Origin of the sequence: Promicromonospora sukumoe (assembly GCF_014137995.1) — a bacterium.
Classification (GTDB): Bacteria; Actinomycetota; Actinomycetes; order Actinomycetales; family Cellulomonadaceae; genus Promicromonospora; species Promicromonospora sukumoe.
Map to the genome: position 1 here is coordinate 1,785,896 of NZ_JACGWV010000001.1, position 26,499 is coordinate 1,812,394.

Annotated in this window: 18 protein-coding genes and 1 pseudogene; 12 read left to right on the plus strand and 7 right to left on the minus strand. The window is 69.3% G+C overall.

Going from position 1 to position 26,499, the window contains the following annotated elements:
• Window positions 1–46 precede the first annotated feature (46 nt).
• From FHX71_RS07875 to FHX71_RS07895, 5 genes are all read left to right on the plus strand, one after another.
• A complete protein-coding gene (locus FHX71_RS07875) occupies window positions 47–1,831 on the plus strand; it encodes a ParB/RepB/Spo0J family partition protein (RefSeq protein WP_182615174.1) in 1,785 nt (594 codons plus the stop codon).
• A 369-nt stretch (window positions 1,832–2,200) separates the two neighbouring features.
• Window positions 2,201–7,540, plus strand: coding sequence for a MobF family relaxase (gene mobF, locus FHX71_RS07880; RefSeq protein ID WP_182615175.1), 5,340 nt, complete (start codon window positions 2,201–2,203; stop codon window positions 7,538–7,540).
• 289 nt (window positions 7,541–7,829) lie between these two features.
• Window positions 7,830–8,954: an alkene reductase gene (locus FHX71_RS07885; protein WP_312876960.1), complete on the plus strand. Its 1,125-nt coding sequence runs from the start codon at window positions 7,830–7,832 to the stop codon at window positions 8,952–8,954.
• 239 nt (window positions 8,955–9,193) lie between these two features.
• Entirely contained in the window at window positions 9,194–10,099 is a 906-nt protein-coding gene (locus FHX71_RS07890; protein WP_182615176.1) for a helix-turn-helix transcriptional regulator, read from the plus strand.
• Window positions 10,100–10,413: 314 nt separating this feature from the next.
• The gene (locus FHX71_RS07895; protein WP_312876961.1) at window positions 10,414–10,959 is read left to right on the plus strand and encodes an acyl-CoA thioesterase; all 546 of its coding nucleotides are present in this window, start codon (window positions 10,414–10,416) and stop codon (window positions 10,957–10,959) included.
• A gap of 27 nt (window positions 10,960–10,986) precedes the next feature.
• Here FHX71_RS07895 and FHX71_RS07900 read toward each other — a convergent pair whose 3' ends face one another.
• From FHX71_RS07900 to FHX71_RS07910, 3 genes are all read right to left on the minus strand, one after another.
• The gene (locus FHX71_RS07900; protein WP_182615177.1) at window positions 10,987–11,421 is read right to left on the minus strand and encodes an Imm1 family immunity protein; all 435 of its coding nucleotides are present in this window, start codon (window positions 11,419–11,421) and stop codon (window positions 10,987–10,989) included.
• 190 nt (window positions 11,422–11,611) lie between these two features.
• Window positions 11,612–12,511 (minus strand): LLM class flavin-dependent oxidoreductase, encoded by a 900-nt coding sequence (locus tag FHX71_RS07905; protein ID WP_182615178.1) that lies wholly within the window; start codon window positions 12,509–12,511, stop codon window positions 11,612–11,614.
• Window positions 12,508–14,790 (minus strand): LLM class flavin-dependent oxidoreductase, encoded by a 2,283-nt coding sequence (locus FHX71_RS07910; protein ID WP_182615179.1) that lies wholly within the window; start codon window positions 14,788–14,790, stop codon window positions 12,508–12,510. Before FHX71_RS07910 ends, FHX71_RS07905 begins: the two co-directional genes overlap by 4 nt.
• A 119-nt stretch (window positions 14,791–14,909) precedes the next feature.
• Between FHX71_RS07910 and FHX71_RS07915 the strand changes: the two genes are divergently transcribed.
• From FHX71_RS07915 to FHX71_RS07940, 6 genes are all read left to right on the plus strand, one after another.
• Window positions 14,910–15,368: a winged helix-turn-helix transcriptional regulator gene (locus FHX71_RS07915; protein ID WP_182615180.1), complete on the plus strand. Its 459-nt coding sequence runs from the start codon at window positions 14,910–14,912 to the stop codon at window positions 15,366–15,368.
• Between the two features lie 257 nt (window positions 15,369–15,625).
• Complete coding sequence (locus FHX71_RS07920; protein WP_182615181.1) at window positions 15,626–16,384, plus strand: SDR family NAD(P)-dependent oxidoreductase; 759 nt, start codon at window positions 15,626–15,628, stop codon at window positions 16,382–16,384.
• Window positions 16,385–16,415: 31 nt separating this feature from the next.
• Window positions 16,416–17,558 carry an NAD(P)-dependent alcohol dehydrogenase gene (locus FHX71_RS07925; protein WP_182615182.1) on the plus strand — a complete coding sequence of 381 codons (1,143 nt, stop codon included), beginning with the start codon at window positions 16,416–16,418 and terminating at the stop codon, window positions 17,556–17,558.
• Between the two features lie 59 nt (window positions 17,559–17,617).
• Window positions 17,618–18,280 (plus strand): EthD domain-containing protein, encoded by a 663-nt coding sequence (locus FHX71_RS07930; protein ID WP_182615183.1) that lies wholly within the window; start codon window positions 17,618–17,620, stop codon window positions 18,278–18,280.
• 191 nt (window positions 18,281–18,471) lie between these two features.
• A complete protein-coding gene (locus FHX71_RS07935) occupies window positions 18,472–19,287 on the plus strand; it encodes an SDR family NAD(P)-dependent oxidoreductase (RefSeq protein WP_182615184.1) in 816 nt (271 codons plus the stop codon).
• A gap of 150 nt (window positions 19,288–19,437) precedes the next feature.
• On the plus strand, window positions 19,438–21,459 hold the full coding sequence (locus tag FHX71_RS07940; RefSeq protein ID WP_312876962.1) for a SigE family RNA polymerase sigma factor: 2,022 nt from the start codon (window positions 19,438–19,440) through the stop codon (window positions 21,457–21,459).
• Window positions 21,460–21,511: 52 nt separating this feature from the next.
• Here the strand turns inward: FHX71_RS07940 and FHX71_RS07945 are convergent.
• Window positions 21,512–21,964 (minus strand): annotated as a pseudogene (locus tag FHX71_RS07945) (DNA methyltransferase); the annotation flags it as partial.
• A 93-nt stretch (window positions 21,965–22,057) separates the two neighbouring features.
• Window positions 22,058–22,483 (minus strand): hypothetical protein, encoded by a 426-nt coding sequence (locus FHX71_RS07950; protein WP_182615186.1) that lies wholly within the window; start codon window positions 22,481–22,483, stop codon window positions 22,058–22,060.
• An 884-nt stretch (window positions 22,484–23,367) separates the two neighbouring features.
• Here FHX71_RS07950 and FHX71_RS07955 point away from each other — a divergent pair.
• Window positions 23,368–24,612 carry a hypothetical protein gene (locus FHX71_RS07955; protein WP_182615187.1) on the plus strand — a complete coding sequence of 415 codons (1,245 nt, stop codon included), beginning with the start codon at window positions 23,368–23,370 and terminating at the stop codon, window positions 24,610–24,612.
• A 6-nt stretch (window positions 24,613–24,618) separates the two neighbouring features.
• On the opposite strand, the gene FHX71_RS07960 is transcribed toward FHX71_RS07955, so the two are convergent.
• A complete protein-coding gene (locus FHX71_RS07960) occupies window positions 24,619–25,269 on the minus strand; it encodes a YdcF family protein (RefSeq protein ID WP_182615188.1) in 651 nt (216 codons plus the stop codon).
• 288 nt (window positions 25,270–25,557) lie between these two features.
• Window positions 25,558–26,196: a dTMP kinase gene (tmk, locus tag FHX71_RS07965; RefSeq protein WP_182615189.1), complete on the minus strand. Its 639-nt coding sequence runs from the start codon at window positions 26,194–26,196 to the stop codon at window positions 25,558–25,560.
• Window positions 26,197–26,499 lie beyond the last annotated feature (303 nt).

Here is a 26,499-nt window from a genome sequence, read left to right on the forward strand (position 1 = left end):
AACGGCCCGGGGTTATCCCAGGCCCTGACGGCACAAGGAGCCGATCATGTCTGTGCAGATCGAGAACAAGAACGCCGAGAAGGTGGCGGGTAACGCCTTCGAGAAGGCGGAGCTGCGGTACGTGGACCCGCGCACCGTGAAGTTCGGGACGAACGTCCGCAGCGACGTTGAGAAGACCATCGACGTCGACTTCGTCGACAGCATCCGGGACTTGGGGGTTCGGGTGCCGCCGCCGGTGTACGAGGACCAGGACGGGACGCTCACCCTGGTCGACGGTGGTGCGCGGCGCACCTGGGGAGCGATTAAGGCTGGCCTGGCGCTGTACCCGGTGATCGTGGTGCCCAGCAGCAATGGCAGCAGCGCGCTGGACCGGCTGGTGAACCAGTTCCACGAGAACGACCAGCGGGCCGGGATCAACGACGCCGACCGCACGGCCGGGTACCAGCAGATGGCGCTGTTCGGCGCGACCGCCGCGCAGATCGCCAAGCGGACCAAGACCACCACGGCGAAGGTGAAGGCAGCACTCGGCGTCGCCGAGTCGAAGACCGCGCGGGCCGCTCAGGTCAAGTACGACCTGACCATCGACCAGGCCGCGACGCTCACGGAGTTCGTCGACCACCCGAAGATCGTCGCGAAGCTGACCGAGGTCGCCACCAGCAACCCGGGACAGTTCGCGCACGAGGCCCAGCGGCAGCGCGACACGCTCCAGCGCGTCCAGGAACTGGCGCAGGCCCGCCAGGCGCTGCGCGAGGCCGGTGTGCGGGAGATCCCGAACCCCGGGTACGGCAACAAGAAGATCACCCGGCTGGGTGACCTGGCCGACGCGCAGGGCAACCGCCTGACCGAGGAGACGCACCGCACCTGCCCCGGCCACGCCGCCTACCTGGACGAGTACAGCCGCAGCAAGGTCGCGTACGTGTGCACCGACCCGAGGGCGAACAAGCACGCCAAGGACGGCCGCGTCCTGGGGGTGCCGCTCAGCGGCAAGGAGAAGGCCGAGCGCGACGCGGTACGTGAGTTCAACCCGCGCTGGGAGTCGGCCACGGACGTGCGCCGCAAGTGGCTGGCCGACTTCGCCAAGAAGACGACCGCGCCGAAGGGCGCGGACGAGTTCATCGCGATGTCGGTGCTGCAGGAGGGCGGCAGCCTGGACAAGGCGGGCAACACCGGGCACGCCATGGCCGCTGAGTGGCTCGGTATCAAGAACGCGGGCTACGGGGCTCGCACGGCCATCGGCGAGATGATCGCCAAGGCCGCGAAGGCAGGTAGGCCGGGGCGGGTGCAGCGCATCACTCTGGTCCTGGCGCTGGCCGCGATCGAGGCCCGCACCAGCAAGGCGACCTGGCGTAGCACGCGCGAGGCCCGGTACTTCCTGGCCCTGCGGGACTTCGGCTACGACCTGGACAAGGTCGAGGAGATCGCCGCAGGCCTGCGCACCGCTATCCCGGACGACCGAACCCTGCAGTCCGCCGAGGCGAACGACGCACCCAAGACCAGCGCCCCGGTCAAGGCCGCGACCGCTTCCGTGTCGGCGGACGCCGCGACCAAGGCCACGAGCCAGAGCGCGGGCCAGGTGGCAGCCAAGCCTGCTAACGACGGCCCGGCCCGCGCTACCTCGGCCAAGGCCAAGAACGCCGAGAAGGCGCAGCCCGCCCGCAGCCCGCGCAAGGCAGCGACCACGACCGCGAGCACCACGCCGGAGGCGAACCCGTCGCCGACGGCGCAGGGGGCCGCGAAGCAGGAGCCGGTCAAGGCGCAGCGACCGGCGGTGAAGCCGCAGGAGCAGAAGACGGCCAGCGTCCCGCAGCCGGCCGCTGCCGGGTCTCTGTGATGCTCACCGCGTAGCACCAGGTCCAGGAGACCGCCATCCCCGTACCGGGGGATGGCGGTCTCTTTCGTATGCCCAGTGTGGCGTCCAGCCGCCCCCGCCCAGGGGTCTCGTGCCGGGACCCCCGCTGCTGTGGTCCCCGGCCAGCAGCGACACCGGCGACGAGCAACCACAGCGACGCGCACGCGCGACGACGCGCACGCGTACGACACGGCACGACGCGGCGCACGCGGCGGCGTGACGCGGGCAGGCGGGCAGCAGGACTGCGGGTCCCGCGGACCGCCACGACGAAGGCCACACACCTCTTGCACAAGCCGTGAGCGGAGGCCGCCGAAGGCGACCTGGAACAGCCCGACAAGCCCAGGAGAGGGGGTGGGGGACAACGTGATGACGGTCCACGCGCTGAGCGCAGGCAGCGGGTACACGTACCTGACCCAGCAAGTGGCGTCGGGCGACGTGCCGCGGGGTCGTGGGATGTCGTTGACGGATTACTACATGCAGCACGGCAACCCGCCAGGCCACTGGGTCGGGTCGGGCTTGGACCAGCTCGGGGTATCGGGGCAGGTGCTGGAGCGGCAGATGAAGTCGCTGTTCGGGCAGGGCCGGCACCCGGACGCGGAGCGGCTGGAGGTCGAGGCCCTGGCCCGCGGTACGTCCAAGCAAGACGCCGCCAGGGTGGGCGCGCTCGGTCGGGCTTTCCCCGAGTTCAAAGCCCGCCCCGACGACGGCTACACCGCTGCGCTGGAGGCAGCTTTCGCGCGGTTCGCCGCGGACAACGATCGGCCGCCGGAGGCTGGTGTCGAGCGGGACCTGATCCGCTGGAACGTCGCGCGCACCCTGGCGCAGCAGGAGCACGCCGAGAAGGGCGGATCAGGCGAGGTCTCGGACAAGGACGTGGCGACCTGGATGGCCAAGCGCGGTCAGCAGCCCCGTAAGGCGGTGGCCGGGTATGACCTTGTGTTCACGCCGTCCAAGAGCATCAGTGTTCTGTGGGGGCTGGGCGACCAGGCGACGCGGGAGGCCATCACGAAGGCGCATACCCAGGCGTGGCAGGACACCCTGGGGTGGATCGAGTCCGAGGCCGCGCTCACCCGTGGGGGCGCGGGTGGTGTGCGGCAGATCGACACCCACGGCCTGACCGCCGTCGCGTTCGACCACCTCGACTCCCGCGCCGGCGACCCGAACCTGCACACGCATGTCGCGGTCTCGACCAAGGCGCTCGGGGTCGACGGGATCTGGCGGGCGCTGGACGGTCGGGTCCTGTACTCGCTCGGTGCTGCCGCCTCGGAGCGGTACAACACCCGCATCGAGCAGCTCCTGGTCGAGGTCCTCGGGGTCGCGTTCCACACAGAGAGCCGGGGCCGTGGGAAGCAGGGTGTGCGGGAGATCGTCGGCGTCCCCAAGCAGCTCCGGGAGGCGTTCTCGCGGCGCCGGGCCGCGATCCAGGAGTCCTACGAGTCTCTCCGGGCCGCTTACCGCGCGAAGCACGGGCACGAGCCAGCCACGAAGACCGCCTACGGGTTGACGCAGCAGGCCAACCTGGACACCCGGCAGGGCAATGGCACACCCGTCGGGCTACGGCACCGGCTCCCGCAGTGGGCCCAGCTGGCAGCCACGATCCTGGGCGACCCGGATGCGGTCGCGCGCATGCTCGCCGGGGCACTCCACCCCCACCCGGGCATCGGTCGGGTGGGGGTGGACGAGCTCAAGGACTTGTGGCCCGCCGTCGCCCAGGACCTTGCCGGGCGGGGTGTTGCCCGGTGGGCGTCCCAGGACGTCACCGAGGCGGTCGAGCGCCTCGGTGTGGCGTGGCCGCGCGCGCAGATCTTCCGGCAACTGCGGTGGCGCACCGCCGCCAGCCGCCGGGCCACCGTTGCGGACCTCACGGCACAGGTCCTCGCTCAGGGTGATCTGGTCGATGCCTGCCTGACGAACGTGGCGGGCAAGCGGGCGACATGGACGACGTACCACCTGCAGGCCGAGGCCACCCGCCTGGCCCGCGAGCATGCCCCCCAGGGCACCGATCTGCTCGCGTTTGCTGCGACGATCGCCGGGTTCGCGGAAGCTGCAAGCCTGGTGATCACGCCGCCGGATCTGAATGAGCCGCCGGATGTGATGCGTCGCAAGGATGGCGAGAGCGTCTACTTCGTGCACGGCTCCACGAAGTACACCTCCCTGGCGGTCCTGGAGGCCGAGGACCAACTGCTGGCTGCCGCCCGTACCCCGGGTGGCCTGATCATCGACCCGGACGCAGTCGAGCGCGCGATTGAGCAGGTCCGGGTTGACCGCGGCAGGGTCCTGAACCAGGGGCAGCGGGACCTGGTAGCGCACCTCGCGACCAGCACGGTGCTGGCAGCGGGCATCGGGCCGGCTGGCACCGGGAAGACCACCGCCATGCGCGCCTTCGCGACCGCGGTCCATGACTCGGGCGGCAAGCTCATCGCCCTGGCGCCGTCGGCCGCCGCCGCGGAAGTCCTCGGCGCGGACCTCGGCGACGGGATCACGGCGGAAACCTTGGACATGTTCCTCCTGGCAAACCACGGCGCGGGAAGTGAACGCCTGCGCGAACGCCTCACGGCGGAGCCCGGGACGGTGGTCCTGGTCGACGAAGCGAGCCTTGCAGGCACGCTCGCCCTCGCCGATGTCCTTGCTATCACCCAGCAGGCGGGTGGCAGTGTCCGGCTGCTGGGTGACCCGGCCCAGCTCGGCGCCGTCGCCGCCGGCGGCGCCCTGCGGCTGATCGCCCAGCAGGCCGGCGCCGTCGAGCTGACCCAGATCCACCGCTTCCACACCCCCGGCGAAGCCGAAGCCTCCCTCCAGCTCCGCGACGGCGACCACCGAGGCCTGGACTTCTACATCACCCACCGCCGCACCCTGGGTGGGTCGGCGGCGGCGATGGCGGAGGAGATGTTCGCGAACTGGCAGACCGACTCCGACACCGGCCGCAAGACGATCATGATCGCCGCGACCAACACTCTCGTGACCGAGCTGTCCGCTCGCGCCCGCCTGCACCGGGTGACCCGTGGCGAGGTCGAGGACGACGGCATCACCCTGCACGACGAGAACCGCGCCGGTATCGGCGACGTCATCGTGACCCGGCTGAACAACCGCCACCTGCGCGCCCAGCACGACCACGGACACATCGACTGGAGCAAGGACTGGGTCCACAACGGCGACCTGTGGCGCGTCACAGCCCGCGACGAGAACGGTGCGCTGCAGGCCCGGCACCTGGAGACCGGGGCGACCGTGGTGCTTCCCGCCGATTACGTCGCTCAGCATGTCGAGCTCGGGTACGCCGCGACGATCCACCGGGTGCAGGGCATGACCGTCGACACCTCCCACGCGATGGTCGGGGTTGGGATGACTCGCAACGAGCTCTACACCGCCATCACCCGCGGCGCGCACTCCAACCGGGTCTACGTCGAGACCGACGACGTCCTGGATCTGGACCCGCACCGCCAGCCCGACCTGGAGCGCGCCGTGCTGAACGCGCTGAAGGGCGTCCTGGACCGCGACGGCGAGGAACAGTCCGCGTCCCGGGTGATCGAGGACGAGTGGGACTACGCGCACTCCCTGGCCCGCCTCGTCCCCGAATACGAGGACGCCTACCTCACCTTCCTCGAGCCCGACCGCGTCGGTCGCTTGGCCGAGGCGGTCCGGTCGGTGCTGCCCGGACGGGTCGCGGACCGGGTCCTGGGCGACGAGGTCTGGCCGGTGCTGGCCAAGCGCCTGTCCATGCACGAAGCAGCTGGCACCGACCCCGCCGCCGTGGTCCGGCGGGCGGCCGGGACCGGGTTCGGAAACGCCCGGTCGATCGCGAAGGTCCTGCACCACCGCATCGGCCTACCCCGACACCGCGAGCACGACGAGCGGGGACTGCCGGCCTGGATCACGACCGCCCCCGACACCACCGACACGATGCTCTGGGCTGACGTCCCGGCCGCCGGCGCGGACGGGCCCGGCGACCCGATCGCGACCACGCCGTCGGCCGAGACACCGCGGCAGGAAGCAGGCACCGAGGGCAGTGCGACGGCTGGGCCGGGTGCCCCGACAAGCGCGGATGGCAAGGTGCCCATGGCCGGTGCTCAGGAGCCCGTCGTCGAGGCGGGGGAGCGGGACCTAGTCGTCGAGATCACCGGCCATGCGTGGACCTGGTGGACCCGGCAGAAGACCACCCAGTCCTGGGCGACCCGATACATGACCAGCCGCGGCTTGGCCGGTGCGGAGTGGGGCGCCGCTCCCGCGTTATGGACCGGGCTGACCGACCACCTGCAGACCCTCGGGTACACGCCCGACCAGCTCGTCACGGCAGGGGTCGCCACCCGCACCCGCGGCGGGAAGGTCATCGACAAGTTCCGCAACCGGATCGTGTTCCCCTACCGCGACCAGACCGGGACCGTCGTCGGCGTCACCGCACGCATCAACCCCACCGAGGCAGACACCGGTGACGGGCGCGCACCGAAGTACCTGAACACCCCCGAGACCGCGGCGTACCGCAAGGGCGAGCTCGTCTACGGCCTGGACCCCGACGCCATCACCCGCCTGGCAGCCGGTGCCCGCCCGGTGCTCGTCGAGGGACCGACCGACCACGCCGCCCTCCACCTGGCCGCGGCCCGTCTCGCGGAACAGACCGGAGTCGAGATCGCGCCGGTCGCCGCCGGCGGCACCGGCATCACCGAACGACACCTACAAGCCCTGCGCGACGCGACCGGTAGGGACCTGAGCGACCTCATCGTCGCCCTGGACCCCGACACCGCCGGCCGCACCGCCGCCGCCCGCGTCTGGGCGATGCTCACCCCCGACGAAGCGGCCCACGCCCAGGCACTCGACCTGCCCACCGACCCCGCCCAGACCGCCACCGACAACCCCGATGCTCTCGCAGGCGCGCTGGCCGAGACCATTCCGCTGACGTGGTTCGCGATGGAACCCAACCTGCAGACCATCCGGAACCTGGACCACTTCGAACGGCAGATCCCGGCGCTGCGCGCCCTGGTCGACCACCTCTACGACCGGGTCGAGCTGGACCAGTGGTGGCCCCTGATCGAACACGTCGCCCAGAGCGTCTGTCACGCACCGGGTGCCGCGACACTCCAACAGCTCGACGTCGGCTCGGTCCGCAAGGTCATGACCGACCACCTCGCCGACCTCATCACCAACCCAGCCCGGACCGACGCAGGCACCGGTGCCGACAGCGCAGCCGAGGCCAGCGTGCAGGCGGGGCGTGCGCGACCGGCGACAGATCCGCTCGTGCAGACGTGGCTCGCCCGGCACGCTGACCTGATCGCCACCCGACTGGACGCCCTGGTGGAGGACGCGGTGACGAACCCGCAGCTGTGGATGGAGACCATCGCCCTGCCGCCGCCGGACGGCCCCGCACGCGGGGCATGGCAGATGGCGATGCGGCAGGTGGTGGCCTATCGCGACCGCTACCAGGTCACCGACCCGGTCGCCCCGCTCGGACCGCAGGTACCGGAAGGGGAGCGCAGCGAGGCCTACGCTGCTGCCGCACGAGCACTGGAAGCCATCACGACCCGTCGGGAATCCAGGACCCTGCACCGCGGCCGCTCGCAGCCGCGGCCGATGGAGCGCGTGCCGGCAGTCCTGACAGACGCACGAGCCCGCGCTGCCTGGATCCGCCGTGACGCGGACGAACGAGCGCGACGCGATGCCGTCGACCGGGCATCCCAGCAGCGCGGCGGCCGGGACTGGTAGGAATTTCCACAGCGCACCAATGTCTGGAGCCGTTCAACCTCGCGGCTTTGGAGGACCTTTTGCGGTTGATATCCACAGGTTTGCCCCAGGGTTATCCACAGGCATCGACCGGTTCGAGCCGCCGGATCTCTTGCGCGCTGCCCCGCTAGCGTCACCACGTCGGACCTGCGGTCGCGTCCCTCCGCGGCTCCGCCGTGACCGATCGCGGCGAGCGACCACCAGGCGAGCGGCGGGGCAGGCATGACCTGGGTCAATGTGCTGTTCGAAAGTCTGTGCTTACGCAATGTAAGTGAGTTACCTGATGGTTGGACGGTTCGTCGATCCGACGAAGAATCCGTCCATGTCCGATTTCTTCTCGCCCCTGGAACTGGGGCCGTACGAGCTCGCCAACCGGCTGGTCATGTCTCCGATGACACGGAGTCGAGCGGGCGCCGGCGAGGCTGCTACCGAACTGATGGCTGAGTACTACCGGCAGCGGGCGACCGCGGGCTTGATTGTCTCGGAGGCCATTCAGCCGAGCACCCTGGGACAGGCCTACCCGGCGACTCCAGGCCTGCACACGCTCGAACAGGTCGCTAGTTGGCGACAGGTTACTGACGCCGTGCACGAGGCGGGCGGCCTGATCTTCGCCCAGATCATGCATGGCGGGCGTGCCGGGCGTCCCGAGGTGCGTGGTGGGCGTGTCCCCAAGGCCCCGTCATCGGTCGCCGCACCGGGCCGCAGTTACACGCCGGACGGCATGAGGTCCAACCTCGCACCCGAGGCGATGACCGAGGACGACATCCATGAGGCGATCGACGAACACGCCGCCGCGGCGCGCAACGCGATTGCTGCCGGCTTTGACGGAGTCGAGCTCCACGGAGCCAACGGGTATCTGGTCCAACAGTTCCTGTGCCAGGACGCGAACGTCCGTGAGGACGAGTGGGGCGGCAGTACCGCTGGCCGCATCCGGTTCGCCGTCGAGACCGTGCGCGCCATGGCAGATGCCGTCGGGGCAGAGCGGACCGCGCTGCGCGTGTCGCCCGCGAGTTCTGCGCTGGGCATCCGTGAGGCGGGAACGGCCGAGCTGTACCGGGCGATGCTGACCGAGCTGGCTGGTGACGGGCTGGCGTTCCTGGACATCATCGAGGAGCCGGGGACGCGTCAGCTCATCCACGAGCTGCGTCAGCTGTGGCCCGGGGTCCTGATGCTCAACCCCCATCGGGACAACGAGCCGATGGCCCCGCACGAGGCTGCCCGCGACGCCGTGGATGACGGGGGAGCAGACCTGGTCTCGTTGGGGCGAGCGTGGCTGGCCAACCCCGATCTGATCGACAGGATCGACCGCGAGGGCCCCTACACGGAGGCGGACCCCGCGACCTTCTACGGCGGGAGCGCCACGGGCTACACGGACTACCCGCCGCTCGCGCCATAGAATCCCGCGCCACGGCGAATCGCAGGGTCGAAGGCGCGGCGTGCCTTCGACCCTGCCCCACATTTCAGCCGGCGACAGAGGCAGATGAAGCGATACCGATCCGTCCAGGTGTCCATCCGCGTCCGTCCGACTTCGACAGTCCGGGCGGACCGGGCATCCAGAGTGCGCTCGTTGGAACTGGTACTGGCAGTACGCGCTAAGCACCGCCTGTGCGTAGCGTTCGTGGGCAGAATCGGAGCATGACGACGTCGAACGGGCTGCGCGAGTTCCTGACATCACGTCGCGCCCAGATCGATCCGGCGACGGTCGGGCTTCCGCCGTCGCCCGTCCAACGTCGAGGGCGTGGCCTGCGCCGCGAGGAGGTCGCCGCGCTGGCTGGTGTCAGCGTCGACTACTACGCCCGGTTGGAGCAGGGGCGCATCGGCAACATCTCTGACCAGGTGCTGACCGCGATCGAGGACGCACTGCGGCTCGACCCCCTGGAGCGTCAGCATCTGCGCAGCCTGGTGGGTAACCCAACTGCTCAGCAGCGCCGCAGCACGCCGGTGGGACGACCGAAGGTGCGGGTGGGCTTGCGGACCTTCGTCGAGGCTATCGACCCGGTGCCTGCCCTGCTGCAGGGTCCCCGGATGGAGATCCTGGCGTGGAACCGTGCGGCGACCATCTTGCTCACCGACTTCGGTGCCATGCCCGCTCGCGACCGAAATGTCGCCCGCTGGCTGTTCCTGGACTCGTCGAACAGGGTGCGCTACCCCGACTGGGAGGAAGTCGCGGCGCCGACCGTCGCCGCACTGCGCGCGGCACGTAACCCGGGCAGACCGGACGAGGCGCTGGAGAAGCTCGTCGGCGAGCTGTCGGTGGCCTCCGAGGAGTTCGCGCGGTATTGGGCTACCTACCGGCTGTTCAAGCACGGGCACGGCACCAAGCGCATCTTCCATCCGACCGTCGGGGTGATGAGCCTGAACTACGAGACGTTCGACATCCCGGACTCAGGCGGCCAGTTTCTCTCGACCTACACCGCCGACGTTGGCTCGCCGGCCGCCGAGAAGCTGAGCATCTTGATGAGCTGGGGCAACAGCCCGGACGAGACGACTCCGGTCGAGCCGGATTCTGTCCAGAGCGAGGCCGAGCACCGAGAGCCGTGAGGCGTCCATGTAGGGCCGCGCTGACCAGGCCGGCCTGCTCGAGCACCGACGATCTCGGTCGTGCCAAAACGCCGCGCCGGCCCTCCACACGAGGCAGCAAACTCGCAGCGCGCACCGGTCTGAGCCGACGCATGGCCTCCGGCCGAAACCGCATCATGCCCCGCGATCCCTGCGGATGTCTCGCGGCCAGTCTCCTTGCATGTGCGGCCCAGCCGCGACGTCTGCGACCTCTCCCAACGCCGAGCACCCGCGCCGTGCTCGGACCCATCTAGCCCCGCCACCGACAACGGTCACGGCCCGACACAGGAGACCCCATGGCCCGCATGCTTCAGCGCACCTGGACTGAACTCTTCCCCCGCAAGGTCCGTCCGGGACAGACGACGCTCGACCCGTCGGTCACCCGGATGCGCGTCGGGCCCCTGGACCTCGGCTCGTACCTGCACGTCAACAACGGCACGTACCTGCAGATGATGGACGTGGCCCGGAACAACCAGTTCGGTGACCTGGGCCTGTTCCCGGTCGCTCGATCTCTGGGCTGGGCCCCAGTGGTCGCGGCATCGACCATCAAGTACCGGCGATCCCTGCGACTGTTGGACCGCTTCGAGATCACCACACAGATCCTGGGCTGGGACGAGCGCGCCTTCTATCAGGAGCAAGCGTTCACGCGGGGCGGGGAGCTCTGCGCCCGCGGGATCATCGCCAGCCGGTTCCTGGACCGCAAGGGCAACCGGATCTCGGCGTTCGAGGTGCTGCGATACTTGCTCGGCGAGGACATGCCGTCTCCCGACCTCCCCCACGACGCGGCCGCTTGGGCTCGCGCGATGGACATCGCACCGCGCGGCCCCTCGACCCAGGGCTAGGTGCCCGGCTCGGTAGCGGCGCGTGCTTCAGTCCTCGGTTTGGACGGCCCAGGTGACCTGCGTGGGCGGTTCGCCGGTGCGCACGTACTCGGTGAGGATTCCGCGGGCCTGACTGACCGGGACTGTGGTGGTTTCGGTCTCGGCAGTGTTCGTGCCGGTCGGCCGTTCGTAGGTCAGTGGAGCGTCCGTGCTGGTCGGCAGGTCGCCGACGGCGTACCGGGACCCAGCCTCCTCGTGGAGGAGGATGCGGGTGCGGGTGGCATGGCCGACCAGGACCTGCATCATGAACGGGTGGTCGAGCCTGGTCTGGGTGTCCCAGATGTCGACCTCGAACACGCGGGCAGAGATCTCAGCATCTGCCGTAGCGAGATCCAACCCGCAGTGGAAGCCCTCGACGGTGTCGAACGGCACCTTGACGCGCCCATAGGCACGCGTCCCCCACGACATCACGTACGAGCGCACGGTCATCCTTTGCCATCGATCTGCGGGTCCGCCCGCGCGGATTCGGGGGAGGGTGAGCGCGGCGCTGAGCGTGCCGGTCAGCGTCGTGCTCGGCGACCACTTGCCGCCGCCGCCACGTCGTGGCGGCGGCCTGCGTGAATGCGTCGCATTCATTCGCCGGAGGGGCGCTGCCCCTGTCCGACGTGGGGTCTCAGTGAGCCCGGGCCGCGGCGACCAGCTCACGCACGCGAGGTGCGATCTCCTGGCCGAAGGACTCGATCTCCGCGGGCGTGTCGGACATGAGGAAGAACCCCGAGACGCCGGTGTTCAGCGTGACCTCGGCGATCTGTTCTGCCCAGTGTTCCGGCGGGCCGTCGAAGACCCCGTCGGCACGCGTGGTGAACCGGCCGCCGATGTTGAGCAGGCGCACGATCGCGGCGGGGTCGCGTCCGGCGGCGACCGCCGCGTCGTCGATCTGCTCGCTCATGCCGGCCAGGGAGTCCAAACCGTCTGGCAGGTAGCTGAGTGACGGCAACCAGCCGTCGGCCACACGGCCGGTCAGGCGCAGCATGCGGGGACCGTAGGCGCCGATGTGGATCGGCACGTGGTGCGCCAGAACTGGACCCCGACGTGCGCCGGCCACGGTGTAGTACCGGCCGTCGAACCGGAACCCGCCGCGCTCGTTGGTGGCCCACAGGCCGCGTAGGACGGCGACCGCCTCCTCGAGCGCCTCGACCGATTCGCCCTTGGTCAAGCGGCGGCCGCCCATCGCGACAACCCCGTCCCAGTACGCGCCTGCACCGAGGCCCATCTCGACCCGCCCTCCGGAGAGCCGGTCGAGCGCGGCGGCGCCGCGCGCGAGCGTCACGGGTGACCGCAGGGGAAGGCTGAGCACGTTGCCTACGACCCGGACGCGTTCGGTGCGCGCGGCCACGTAGGACATCAGGGTCCAGGTGTCCTGCAACGCGGGCTGGTACGGATGGTCCTGGAATCCCACCATGTCCAGGCCGGCTTTCTCCGAGAGGATCGCAAGCTCGACGGGTTGATGTGCCGGGCTCGCCACCGGGGTGATGAACGCGCCAAAGGTGAGGTCGTGGCCGTAGTCGGTCATCGTGCTGCTCCTGTACTGGCTGGTGAAGGGACAAGGGGGATATGGAAGTTGTCGTTGAAGACGCCGTCGGGGTCGTACGCCACTTTGAGCTCCCGCAGTCGTGCGAGGGTGCGCGTCGGCCACGCTTGTTCGATGCGGTCCGGTCGCAGGCTGCTGTCGAAGCTGAGATAGCTGCCCTCGAAGAAGGGCTCCAGCCGGGCCCACAGACGGTCGACGACGGAGTCCTGTCGGCCCATGACGACCACGGAGAAGTTCGCGTCGCGGTGGGCGAACGCGGTCGCGTCGGGGTCGGTGTCGGCGACGGCGCCGCCGAGCGCGCGGATCTGGAACCAGTGCACGCCACCGCTGGACAGCACCCGGGCGGCGGCAGCGGCGAACTCGGGCGTGATGTGGCGAAGCAGACCGCTGCGCGAGACCGGCTCGCCCTGGGAGACCGGCTCCTCGTCACTGGCGTTGGCCAGGACCGCCGCGTAGGGCACGATCTGCACCTGCTGGGCGTAGAGCGCGGCCAGATCGGCCAATGGTTCGATCCGCGCCACGACCGTCTCGGGGTCGTCGGAGTCGACCATGGTGCGAGTAAGCGCCACGGCCGGCTGTCTGCCGCGTGCGGGCGACATGATGAGGAAACTGGTCACCTCGCGTGGAGACGTCTCGACGAACTGGCCCCAGTCCACGAGGAAGCGTGCGGGGTCGCTGGCGTCTTGGGTCAGTTCGGCGTACCCAACCGGCCCGACCACGTCGGCCTCGAACTCGAAGGACGTGACGATCCCGACGTTGGCTCCGGCACCGCGCACCGCCCAGAACAGGTCCGTGTTCTCGGTCTCGCTTGCCTGGACGAGCGAGCCGTCGGCGAGGACCATGTCGACCGCTCGCAGGTGGTCGATCGTCAGTCCGTGCGCGCGCACGAGATACCCGATCCCGCCCGCGGTCGCCAGACCGCCGACACCGACGCCGCCGTAGTCACCCGAGCTCAGAGCCCAGCCGTACGGGTGCAGCGCTGCCGCCACCTCCATCCAGCGGGCCCCGGGACCGATCCGGACCCGTCGTGTGGCCTCGTCCAGCACCTCGATCTGGTTCATCGCGGACAGGTCGATGACGATGCCGCCTTCGTTCGTGGAGCGCCCGGAGATCCCGTGCCCGGCGCTGCGGCGCGGGAGCGGGAGCTCGGGGTGGCGCCGCGCGTAAGCCAGCGCCAGTGCGACCTGCTCGGGCGTGGACACGCGCAGCACGACGGCGGGGGAGCCGCCACGCAGGTAGCCGGAGCGGTAGCGGGCGTATGCCCGGTCACCGGGCTCGACGATCTCGGCCAGGCCGGCGGGCACGTCGTCGTAGTCGATACCGGGTGTCCGACGGGCCAGAGCTGCCGCGGTCCGGACGCGCAGGCCGGCGGAACCGTAGGGCAGCGCGGCGTCGATGGCCGCACGCAAAGCGGGAATCACTTCGCGGGCGAACCGGGTGATCGTGTCCGTGTCGACGGAGTCCAGCATGATCGTCCCCACACCGTGGTCGACGACCAGTGGCAGCAGTTCGGTCACCCACTGGGTCGGTGTCGCGGTCAGGCCGAGGCTGTGCTCTTCGCCGGCCTGGATGAAGGTGCCGTTCACGATGATCCGGCGCCGGATCTCACGCGGGGCCCGTCCCGCCTGCCGGGCCGCGTCGTCGATCGTCGCGTTGCTCGCGGCGAGAGCGTCCGTGCCCGCGTAGCGCGCCGACCACGCGTCGGCGCGACGCCCAGCGAGCTCAAGCAGGTCCGGCGTCGTGCCGTACACGCCGACCGGTACCTCGTGCGCGGGCGCTGCCTTCGCGGCGCCGGAGAGCCGGTAGTGGCGCCCGTCAACCCGGGCCAGGCCGCGTTCCATGCTCCACAGCTCCCGGACGACGTCGATCGCCTCGCCGAGCACGCCACAGGTCTCGGCTTTCTCCAGCTGCGGCCCGCCGGCAGCCACGACGGTGTCCGCGCTCGTCTCGGCGCCGAGCACGAGGTCCAGCCGCCCGCTGGTGAGCCGGTCCAGGCTCGCGACCGAACGGGCCAGGACCGCCGGGTCGCGCAGCGGCAGCGCGCGGATATCAGCGCTGAGCCGGATCGTGCTGGTGCGAGCCGCCAACCAGCCCAGCAGGGTCACGGCGTCGGTGGCGGGTAGGTCCGGGCGGTCGACGACGCTGACGAGGTCGTACCCGAGCTCCTCGGCGAGACTGACGAGCCGGTGGCGCGCGTCGTCGTCTACCTCGGCCCCCTGCGGCAGCTGCAGGCCGAGCTCCAGCGAGTGGGCGTAGTTCATCGTGCGCCCCGGTCCGTGGCGGTCGTGTCCATGACGGAGACGATCCGCCACGACGGAACATCGAGCAACGCACAGGTAACTCGGTTACCTATGATTACCGATTCGGGTAGGCTCGTGGTATGAGTTCCTCGACGGCCAGTGCCCGCGTCACCCGGTCCGATGCTGCGCGGCAGGACCCGGCCCCGTCTGTCCGGCAGGCGCCCGCTCACGTCGTTGAGGGCTTCGAGCACATCGACGCTGAGAAGTGCCGCAGCTTCGAGCGTTCGGCGGAGTTGGTGGGCCGCAAGTGGACGGCCGGCATCATGCTGGCCGGCATGCTCGGTGCGCGGCGGTTCGTCGAGTACCGCGGGCACGTCGAGGGCATCTCGGGCCGGCTGCTCACTCAGCGGCTGCGTGAGCTCGAGCTTGAGGGGCTGCTCGAACGAGAGGTGATCGCGACGAAGCCGGTCCAGATCACCTACCGGCCGACCGAGCGTGGCATCGGGCTGATGCGAGCCCTGCACCCGCTGATCACCTGGAGCGTGGCCGATCAGCACCTGGCCGAAGCGTCCCACCAGCCGGCCGCCTCCGAGCGCTGATCTCGTCGTCCCGTTGCAGCCGGGTGCGACAAGCGCCGTTGGGCGAGCGGCGTCCGCGTGGCATCACGATCTCGCGACGAGTGTCTGGCCTGGTCGCGTCGCCGCTGTCCTTCTGAACTCAGTCGCCGTGTCGTCGGACCCGGCCTAACACGTACTGGCAGTACCAGGTCGAGGGGTGCGGGCTAAGCCCGCCAGATTTGCCTCTGCGGGTGTTTGGCTCATTGAGCAAGCAAAGCCGAACACCGAAAGAAGAGATCATGTCTGAGAACCTCACCGGCACCGTCGCAGTCGTCACCGGCGCATCCAGCGGTATCGGCCGGGCGACCGCCCGTCGCCTGTCCGCCGCCGGCGCCACGGTCGCCCTCATCGCGCGCCGCGAGGACCGCCTCCAGGACCTCGCCGCCCAGATCCAGGCCGACGGCGGGACCGCCCTGGTCATCGGCGCCGACCTGACCGACGCGGACGCCGCCCGCGCTGCGATCGAGCGTGTCGTGGCCGAGCTCGGCCGCCTGGACACGCTGGTCAACGCGGCAGGGACCATGCTCAACGGACCCTCCGAGGAGTCTCCGCTCGACGAGTGGGACCGGATGGTCGACATCAACCTGCGCGGCCTGCTGTACGTCACGAAGGCCGCGCTCCCTCACCTGCTCAGCGCGGCGACCACCAGCTCTCGTTCGGTCGCCGATGTCGTCAACGTCTCGTCGGTCTCCGGCCGGGTCGCTGCACCGGGGGTCGCCGTCTACACCGCGACCAAGTTCGCCGTGACCTCGGCGACCGAGGCGTGGCGTCAGGAGTACACCACGCGCAACGTCCGCTTCTCGGTTGTCGAGCCCGGTCGTACTGAGAGCGAGCTGTTCGACCAGAAGGACGGTGCGGCCGAGGGCTTCACCGCCATGTTCGGTGAGGTCGAGGCACTGCACGCCGAAGACATCGCCGAGGCCGCGGCGTTCATCGTGACCAACCCCCGCCGGGTTGCGGTCAACGAGATCGTCGTGCGGCCCACCGACCAGCCGTGACCGTTCGGCGAACCACGATTCGGAGACAACCATGACCGCAACACATGCCGCCGTCATGCGCGACGTGAAGACCATCAGCCTGGAAGATCTCGACGTCGGTCCCATTCGCGATGACGAGGTCCTGGTACGGATCGAGTCCGCAGGGATCTGCGCGACCGACATCGAGATCCTGGACGAAGGATTCGACCAGCTCGCCACCCCGCCCGTGGTCCTCGGACATGAGGGCGCCGGTGTCGTCGAGCAGGTCGGCAGGGCCGTGACCGGGCTGGAGCCCGGCGACAAGGTCCTGCTTACGAGCGCGAACTGCGGGCACTGCCGCGCCTGCGTGTCAGGCAAGCCCGCGTACTGCGAGCACCACTACGACATCAACTTCTCCGGCGGCAGGAGCGACGGGTCGACCTCCCTGACCGACCAGAGCGGTCAGCCCGTCCACAGCCACTTCTTCTACCAGTCGTCGTGGTCCACCTACGCCGTCGCGCACGCCACCAGCACGATCAAGGTGTCGCCCGACGTCGACCCGGCCGTCCTTGGGCCCTTCGGTTGCGGTGTCCGCACCGGAGCCGGTTCGGTCCTGGACGTCCTCCAGGTCACGCCCGGCTCCTCGATCGCCGTCTTCGGCCTCGGCGCCGTGGGGCTGACGGCGATCATGGCCGCGAAGGTCGCGGGCGCGAGCACGATCATCGCCGTTGCCCGCAAGAAGCCCCAGCTGGACCGAGCACTCGAGGTCGGCGCGACCCACGTCATCGACACCACCAGCACCGACGACGTGCCGGCAGCGGTGCGCGCGATCGTCGGCGGGACGGGAGTCGACTTCAGCCTCGAAGCGACGGGAAACGCCGGTGTGATGCGCACCAGCGTCGAGGTGCTCGGCGAGATGGGGCACGCCGTCATCACGGGCGTCGCCCAGGGGCAGGCCTTGGAGTTCGATCCCTGGCTCCTGCTCGGCGGCCGCAAGGTCAGCGGTTCGACGCTCGGTGACAGCGCACCCTCGATCCTGCTGCCCCGCCTGGTCGACCTCTACCTCCAGGGCCGCTTCCCGATCGACAAGATCGAGACGCACTACCCCCTGGACGACATCGACAAGGCCCTGGCCGACTCCCGCTCCGGCCGCGTCGCCAAGGCAGTGCTCCACCCCGCGACAGGCCCGAACGGGTCCGACCGCCCCGAAGGCTGAACCACACGAAACCACTCACGGTGGCGCCGCGTCGAGCCGCGAGCCCCAGAGAGGAAACCATGCAAGGACAGGTCAAGCTCCTCATCCTCACCCCGCCGAAGGTAGGGCTGACGCCGCAGGAGTTCCAGGATCACTGGCGACACCCCCACGGCACGCTGTCGCGAGGCATCCGGTTGATGCGCCGCTACATCCAGAACCACCGGATCCTCGGCGCGGCCGACATCAGCGGCGACTCGCCCTACTACGGCATCGGCGAGGTCACCTTCGACAACCTCCAGGCCAGCCAGAGTCTGGCCCAGGACCCGGAGTACTCGCGCAACGTGCAGCCCGACGAAGCAACCTTTGTCGATCAGGAGAAGTTCGAGTTCGTCGCCGTCACCGAGAACGTGCTCCCTGCGGGCACGACAGCCGCCGCGCGGCCGCTCGCCGACCGCATCTGGTCTGATCGCGACGCGCCCAGCTTCGTGACTCTCTTCGAGATCGTCCGCCGTGGCACGCCGGCACCCACGTCGGCCGCTGCGGTGGCCGACCAATTGGGGGCCTTTCGGGCGATCGTGAATGTCCCTGTCGACGATGGGGGATCTGTAGCAGAGATCCGTCAGTACATCTGGCCCACGCTCACCGCGTTCCAGCAGGCCACGGATACCGGGGACGGCGCACTCGCCCTGGGCCACATCCGCCAGGGCGAACGAGTGCTGACGTTCTCCGAGCGGGCCATCTGACCCCGAAGGCGCCGCCCGAACAGGCGGCGCCTTCGTGCGGCGCGCGGCCGACAGTCGCACACCCACGTGGCTGCAGTACAGGTGGGGAGCAGACGCAGTGCGCCGTTCCACGCCTCGGATCAGAGCCGACATCGCCGTCCACGACGGAACGCCATGCCACCGCGGACACGGAAGCACGAAGGAGAGAACGGATGGAACTGACGGGCAAGAAGGTCCTCATCACCGGCGCCACCAGCGGGATCGGAGAAGCTGTCGCCGGACGGCTCGCGTCTCAGGTCGCGACCCTGCTCGTGCAAGGCCCTCAACCGGGATCCGAGCAGCGGGCATTGATCGAGCGGTTACGAACGCACGGCGCACGAGTCGAGTACCTGCAAGCTGACTTCTCACGGCTCAGCGACGTCTCCGAACTCGCCCATGGCGTACGCGAGCGCGTTGGGCACCTCGACCTGCTCGTCAACAACGCCGTTGCGCCCCCGGCCCGACAGCGCGTGGTCACCATCGACGGCAACGAACTCGCTTGGCAGGTCAACTACCTGGCGATGGTCTCGCTCACCCTTCAACTGAGGGACGTCGTACGCGAGCGCATCGTCAATATCTCTTCTGAGACACACCGCGGCGCGTCCCTCGACTTCGACAACCTTCAGCTTGAGAACGGCTACGAGGCCTTCGAGGCTTATCGCCGGTCAAAGCTCGCGATCGTGACGTTCACTCAATGGCTCGCTCGCCACCTTCGTGACGCCGGGCCAGCCGCCGTCGCGATCTGCCCTGGCCTGACCGACACCCCCTTGTTGCACGCGATGTTCCCAGGATCTGCAGGCCAACCGGTCAGCCGTGCTGCAGCCAACGTCATCGCTGGCATCACCCAGAACATTCAGAGCGGCACATACATGCACGACGGCTTCGTCGCCGTCCCGAGCGCTGCAGCGACCGATCCGTCGAAGCAGGCGCAGCTGTGGGAGGCGACGGCGGAAATGCTCGGCGTACCGCTTTCGGTCTTTCCCAACTGACGGGCTTTCACCACTCGGGAGCGCACATTTGCGACCGCCTGCCATCGGTGGGAGCCTCCGGTCGATCGACCGACCGGGCAACCTTTAGCTGACACTCTCCGTAGGGGAGGGCATGAGGTGGGAAAGCGTAGCGATGATGAGCGAGTTCAGGTGAGCACGCCAGCGAGCGACGGCGGGGCAGGCGACGGTCCGCCGCTCGACGTGCGGGTCGACGTGCCGCGGACCCGGGATGCGGAGTTCACCGCGTTCGTCCGGGACTCCAGCACCTACCTGCACCGCACCGCGTATCTGCTGTGCGGTGACCGGCACCGGGCGGAGGAGCTGGTGCAGTCGACGTTCGAGCGGGTCTACCGCACCTGGGCCAAGGTCAAGCCGGGTACGGCACGTGCCTACGCCCGGCGGATCCTGGTCAACCTGCGCATCGACGCCTGGCGCCACGCACACCGAGAGTCGTTCCCGGGCGACGATAACATCCCCATCCCACCCACGTCGGACCATGCTGGGCACGTGGTGCTGCGCGACGAGCTGGTCCGCGGGCTGGCCCGGTTGCCGCTCAACCAGCGGCGGGTGGTGGTGCTGCGGCACCTGCTGGACTTGCCCGAGGCGGACGTCGCTCGCGAGCTCGGGATCGCGGTCGGGACGGTGAAGGCGGCCAACTCGCGGGGGCTGGCCCGCCTGCGGGACCTGCTGACGGCGCATGCCGAGGTGGTCGAGCCGGTGGTCGTCGACGAGCAGGTGGTGCTGGACCGGAGCCGGGCGGCGCTGCGGCGGCGTCGGACGGGTCAGGCGGTTGGTGCGGCGTGCTTGGCGCTGCTGGTGGTGCTCGGCGTGCTGACCCGGGGGCCGGTGCCGCTGCCTGGAATCGGGCCGGTGGTGCTGCCGGGCGGGGAGCTGATCGCCCGCCTGCTCGACGACGGCCGCACGGACTGGTTCGGCCCCGGCCCGGACCCGGCGGGCTACACCCGGCTCGCGTGCCCCGATGACCTGCCCGGGCCGACGCCGGCGCGCGCCCCGGATTCCGGCCTCGACGTCGGCCCGCTCGTCGACCCCGTGGTGGTCGACACTCCCGACGCCCGCCCCTTGACCTGCTACGACGCCGACATCGAGGTGGTAACGCCTGGTGTCCTCGACGACCAGGGCCTGCCGGTCACTGCCTACGGGGAGCCGCTCCCGGAGCCGCGCGGGCTCGCCGGCACGGGCCACATCTGGACCTTCGACAGCAGGGAGCTCCTCGACGACGACGACACGACCGACGAGGCAAGCATCCGGGCAGACGGCTGGGCAGGCGACGGGTCGGGCAGCTCCTCGACCACCCTGACCTGGTACCAGGACCGCAGGGCGTCCCCGACCGGCCTCGCCGTGACCGGAGAACATGTGGTCTGGAGCGACTACGCGGCCGCGGGCACGTCACCCCGCGCGAACTTCGTCAGCACGGCCAGCCTGGCCGGCGGTGGCATCACCTCCTCGACGGAACCCCTGGTCACCAGCCAGGAGAACGTGTGGCTGATCGCCACCACACTGGACCATGCCCTTTGGACAGCCGGGGACACGGCAGACGACACCCGCTTGTACGCCGAGACGCTCGACGACGAGGGCACGCCGACGGAGCTCGCGGCCGGGGTCACCGCACTCGCTGCGGACGAGGACGAGGCGATGGCCGCGATCCTGACCCCCGGCTCCGGGGAGACCAGTACGACGTCGATCCGGCTGTTCGACGACCTGGGCGGCGTCGACCCGACCGGCACTCTGCTGATGGAGTTCGAGCACGACTCCTCGTCCGTGGTCACCCAGATCGCGGTCTCGGACGACGTCATCGCGTGGACGGTCAGCCTCGGCGCCGACGGCCCCGGAGACCTGTACGTCGTCGACCGAGTCGGTGACAGCGACAGCATCGTGCGGCTGCCCGACGGCGTCGCCGACGACCTCCGCGCCGCCGGCGGCGTGCTCTCGTGGACCAGTACCGAGCCCGGGGTGCAGGACTCGGAGCCGGCGTCCTACCTGTACCGCGCGACGCCGTCGGCCTCCGGCTACGACGGCCCGGACCTGGCCCGGTTCCCAGGCGGGTCCGTGACTGCGAGCGTGGCCGGTGCCCGCACTGCCTGGCTTGAGACCGCCGGTGCAGGGCAGTGGCTCGTCAGGGCGGCGCTCGCACCCACCCTGGAGCGCGAATGATGGGAACATGTCGGGGGAGACACCAGCGTGGTCTTCGCTTTGACAAGCTCTCTCACATGGAGTCGCCCAGGTCCAGCACGGCCTGGGACAGGCGGCGTGCGGTGGTCTCGCACTGTTTCTCGCGCTTCTCGATCAGCACCGCGGACCGCCCGGTGTGCCGGGCCGCGACCGCCGTCGACCCCGAGCCGGCAAAGGGGTCCAGGACCACGCCACCGGATGGGCACGCGTAGCTGATCAAGAGCTCCAGGACGCTGACGGGTTTCTCGGTCGGGGTGATCGACCCGGTGTGGTCCTTCGGGGCGTGGAGCACGGACTCGACCAGACGGGTGCCGGTTTCGGTCCAGGTCGAGGGCCCGTACCCGGCGTGCGTGCTCGGTCCCGCATGCCGCGTCGTGGTGGGGGAGTGGCGCCCGCGCTGGTCGACGTGGGTGCGGGGTGTCTGGTGGTACAGGTCGCGCCAGGGGCCACGGTAGAAGTGCAGGACGTGCTCGTGCACCCGCCGGAACCGGTCCGCGGCCGGGCAACCACGCCTGAGACAACGGTGACTGAAAGTCGTCCTGCCCGCCCAACGCTGGAATCGGTTCGCAGTGACAGGTTGTCACGCCGCGTCGGTGGGGTCGACACGCCTCCGAGCGGCTCGGTTCCGTAGATCACCGGCCAGCAGCCCGACGGCGTACGTCAGCCAAGCGGGTACCTGCACACCGACAGCCACCTCAAAGAGAAGCATGCCCCACTCGTCCGGTTCGGCTCCGGCGTAGGTGATGCCCATTGCGACTGTGGCCAAACCGAGGGCCAGGCTTAGTGCGGCCCATGCGTTGTCCACCCCCAGCGGACGGAGCAGGCGTGCGGCGAGGAATACCGCCACGAGCACGATCGCGACCCCCACGAGCGCGACGAAAAGGGCGGTTTCCACCTCTGGCCTGATAGAGCCACCGGTGCTGACCGCCGAGTAGGTTACGAATGCCACGGTGGAGACCCCGAGTGATACCGGGGTCAGGACGAGGAACCGCCGCATCGTCTCCATGGAGCCATGGTGACGGGTGCATGTTCCGATGACCAGGAATATACATCTAACTCGTGCGAAAAGTCGCCGGTCGCAGCGTGCTTCATAACGCCACGAGCATAAGCGCACTCCCGGAATGTGTCGTTTCGCCGGCACAGGTACAGGACCGGCCAAGTGCTATTTGACGCTGGTGCGGCAACTCACGGCGACGTCGGGCTCTCTGCACGGACCTATCATCGCGACGTCGCCACCCTGGTCCGCCATTACGTCCGGCCGCTCGACGCCCTCGCCAATACATCGAGCCGATCCCTTGGGCTCTGAAATGAACAGGACGAGATCGAGCCGCTGGATGGCCGATTTCGGGCGCCTAGCTTGCTGATCCTGGCGTCTGGCCGACGTTGCCCGCTGAATTGGCCCAGTGCATCATGGCGGCCCTTTCTGATGACGCACTGGGCCGTGCCGGTGCTCCACGGCTCCAGAGAGTGGCTGGCGACCACTGCGGCCGCCGGCGAGATCCCGTGGCGGGACTTGACGGGCAGAAACCCAGCCTACCGACGCGACAGTGACATACCGGCGAGATCGCTGCTGCTGCCCCTGCCCAGACGACTCCGGCTCGTCGAGCATGACCGTGCGGGCATTGCTGTCGGGCCTGCGCTGCGAAACAGGTTCACCGGGGCAGTGGCGTGCGGTGCGGAGACCGTTACCGCCGCCTCGGTGTTAGAGGGCAATCTGGCAACTTCGGTCCGGCAATCTGGACCCAGTCACACGTCGATGTGGGAGTGGTCACTACTCTGATAGGGGACCAGAGCGGATCGAGCCGCTTTGCGGGAGGGATGCTCGTGGCCAATGATCATTTGCGGCGACGCCGCGAGGTGACTCCATCGCCGTCGGGCAGCGGAACGTCCATGACGCGTGCCGAGCTCGCCCAGGCCGTCAACGAGTACATCTGGCGCACCACCGGCAGGCAGAGCGGTCTCGACGTCGACACCCTTGCGCGCTACGAGCGTGGGCTGATCCGCTGGCCGAACGCCGAATACCGGGAGGGTCTGCGGGCAGTGCTCGGCGTCGCCAGGGACTCGGAGCTTGGTTTCCACAAGACTCGGCGAGGGCGATCGGCTGCGGGCGGTCCGGACACTGCGAGCTGGGTCGCGACGTGGGCTGACAAGGATCACACGACCGGGAGGAGCAGCGCCGTTCCCGACACCGCGATCGACCTTTTGCGTGGAGCGCTGCTCACCTACGCCCCGGCAACCGGCACCGACGTCGCCCGCGCTGACCTGTCCTCAGCGCGGTCGGGGATCGGTGCTGCGTTCGACGCGTACCAGGCAGGCAACTTCGAAGCTGCCGCTCTCGCTTCCTCCTCGGCGCTGCGGGTACTGCGTGCGATGGAACTTCGGGGCGGGCCTACCGATGCGCGGGTCCTCGCGTTGGCCAATCAAGTCGGCGCGATCGTTCTGTCCAAGGCGGGCAGCGCGGACGTCGCCTGGATCGCTGCGGACCGAGGTGTGTCGGCTGCCGAAGCAAGCGGCGATCCCACTCTGCGGATGTCTCTGCTGCGCACCGCGGCGTTCTCGATGGCTTCTGCCGGCCACCGGACTGACGCACTGACCATTGTCGAGAGAGCCACAAGTGAGTTCCAGCGCCGGATGTCGCAGACGGTCGCATCGGCGGCGGTTTACGGGACGATGTTGCTGACAGGCGCGCTGCTTCTGGCTGCCGACCGCGACAACGCCGGAGCTGCGGCGTACCTGGATGAGGCTCATGATGCGGCGTTGGTGGCTGGCATGGACCGCAACGATCTGTGGACGGCGTTCGGTCCCACCAATGTCGCGATCCACCGAGCGAACATCGCGGCGGTGCTGGGCGACATGGACACCGTCCTGGCTGTTGGAGCGCCGTTGGACGTCGGGCATATGCCGATCGAGCGGCGGGTCCGTCTGCACCTGGACGTCGCCCGCGCCCACCTTGCAGCGGGGGACCGAGACGGAGCACTCGCCACCCTTGTGCACGCTGAAGCGGTCGCGCCGTCGCAGGTGCGCCACCACGACATCACCAAGCAGATCGTGTCCGCTTTCGTGGAGACAATGAACCGCCGACCCGGCGTCGACCTGATTCGGCTGGCCCGGGCGGCCGATGTGCCCCTGACCTGAATTGGTCTACACACTGACCAGTCGGCTGGTGTATCCGGCGGCCACTAGCCGCTCGTAGGCGGCCCGCACGTCGTCGGGGACTTCGACCGGGACAGCGAACCCGGCGTCGGCGTAGACCCACAGCCGTTGCGTGTCTCCGACCAGCATGCTCAACACCCGCTGCTCGTCGCCGATCGAGACGATGTAGTCCTCCAGCGACTGCCACCTCGCCGAGCACACGACCTCGAGTCCGGGCCAGACCTTTCGGGCCGTTGCCCACGCGCGACGCTGTTGGTAGGGGCGGCTGATGATCGTCGCCGATCCCGGATCGATCTTCTGGCTCAGGAGCAGGTCGCGCGTGAACGTGAAGTTCTCACTGGTGTTGGTTGCCTTCGTCTCCAGCACCATCGCCTCACGTGGAACACCGAGCTGCTCAGCGCGCTCAGCAAAGTGCACCGCTTCACCACGCGGGAACTTCTCGACGGTCGTGGGTGCGTTAGCACCGCTGAACGCCACCAGAGGGAACCTGCCCCGCCGATACAGTGCCGCGGTGTGCTCCGCCACGCTGATGTCATGGCCGCCGAGGCCGATCGCGACGTCGGTCGCACGATCCTCGTCGGGCATCTGGTGAAATTCCCAGAGGATCTGCGCGTCCTGTCTCACGGTCGGCGAAAGCATGGCCGCAAGTCTGGCACGCCGCCACGTGCTGCCGAACTTGGCGCATATCCGATCGGGCGGCCCTACTTCGCGTCGGTGATCACCGGCTTCAGTTGTGGCGCGATGCGAGTGAGCGGGAGCTCGCAGTGAGCTCGCCGTGGTGTCTTGCAGCAAAGCCAGGATGCGCTCGGCGAGTTGTCTTCCCGCAAGCTCGGAGGCTCCACACGTTCGCTGACCGCGGCGGTTTGGCGCTGGTTGTCTGCCAGCGCAAGCGTCGCGGTTGCGCACGCCCTGGTGGGATGGCGCCGATCACGCGGCGGTATCTCCGAGCGCGCCGAGCACGTCTCGTACGTACCTGTGCGCGAGTGCGGCGACCGCGTCAGTGGTCAGGTTCGTTGTGTTGATGGTGTGGACCAGTGCGCCCCGGCCGCCGAGGTGCTGAGCCGCTTCCCGGTGGTACGCCGCCTCACTCTGGCTGGAGGCACGCTGGTCCTGGTATCTGTTGTGCGTCCCGCGTCGGGTCAGACGTCGTCGTATGACGTCCTCGTCTGCTGTCAGCGCCAGAAGGAGGTCCGGTACACGGACCGGCTCGTTCAGGGCGCGGAGGTAGTCGGGGTCAACATGGTCGAGCCGTTGCATCACCAGGCCCGAGGCGATGTAGCGGTCGGTGATCACGATTGTTCCGGTCGCCAGCCGTGGTTCAATCTCGTGCGCTAGGTGGTGATGCCGGTCCGCGGTGTAGAGGCAAGCGAGGGTGAGGCCGTCGGCGGTGTTCGTCAGCGTGCGTGCGAGCGAGCCGATAGGTCCGTCGGACGGTTCCGCTGTCCGGTGCACCGTATGCCCGTCGTCTGCAAGGCGGATGGTGAGCGCCCGAGTCAGGGTGGACTTGCCGACACCGCTGGGCCCGTCGACCGCGACGAAGACGCCGGTGCTGCTCTGCTCGCTCACGGGAGGGTGGGTTGGATCGGTGCGCCACGGTGCTGAATCGTCGCCTGCTCACGGCGCCGCGCTGTATGGACGTGGGGGCGCAGCCAAGCGGTGATCGACACGATGCCTCCTTCAAGGCGAGGTGGGTCAAACAGCGCGGACGCTTGCCGGGTCGGCGCGCGCTCCAGGCCACTGTGCGGTCAGCGGGGCTCGTGGGGGAGGGCATTCTGAACGAGCTGTTCCGGCATTCTGGAGTGATACCTCCCGACCGAGTTCGCTGGCCTGACGATTTTCACGGAGGGGACTTGCCTGTCTCCGAGGCCG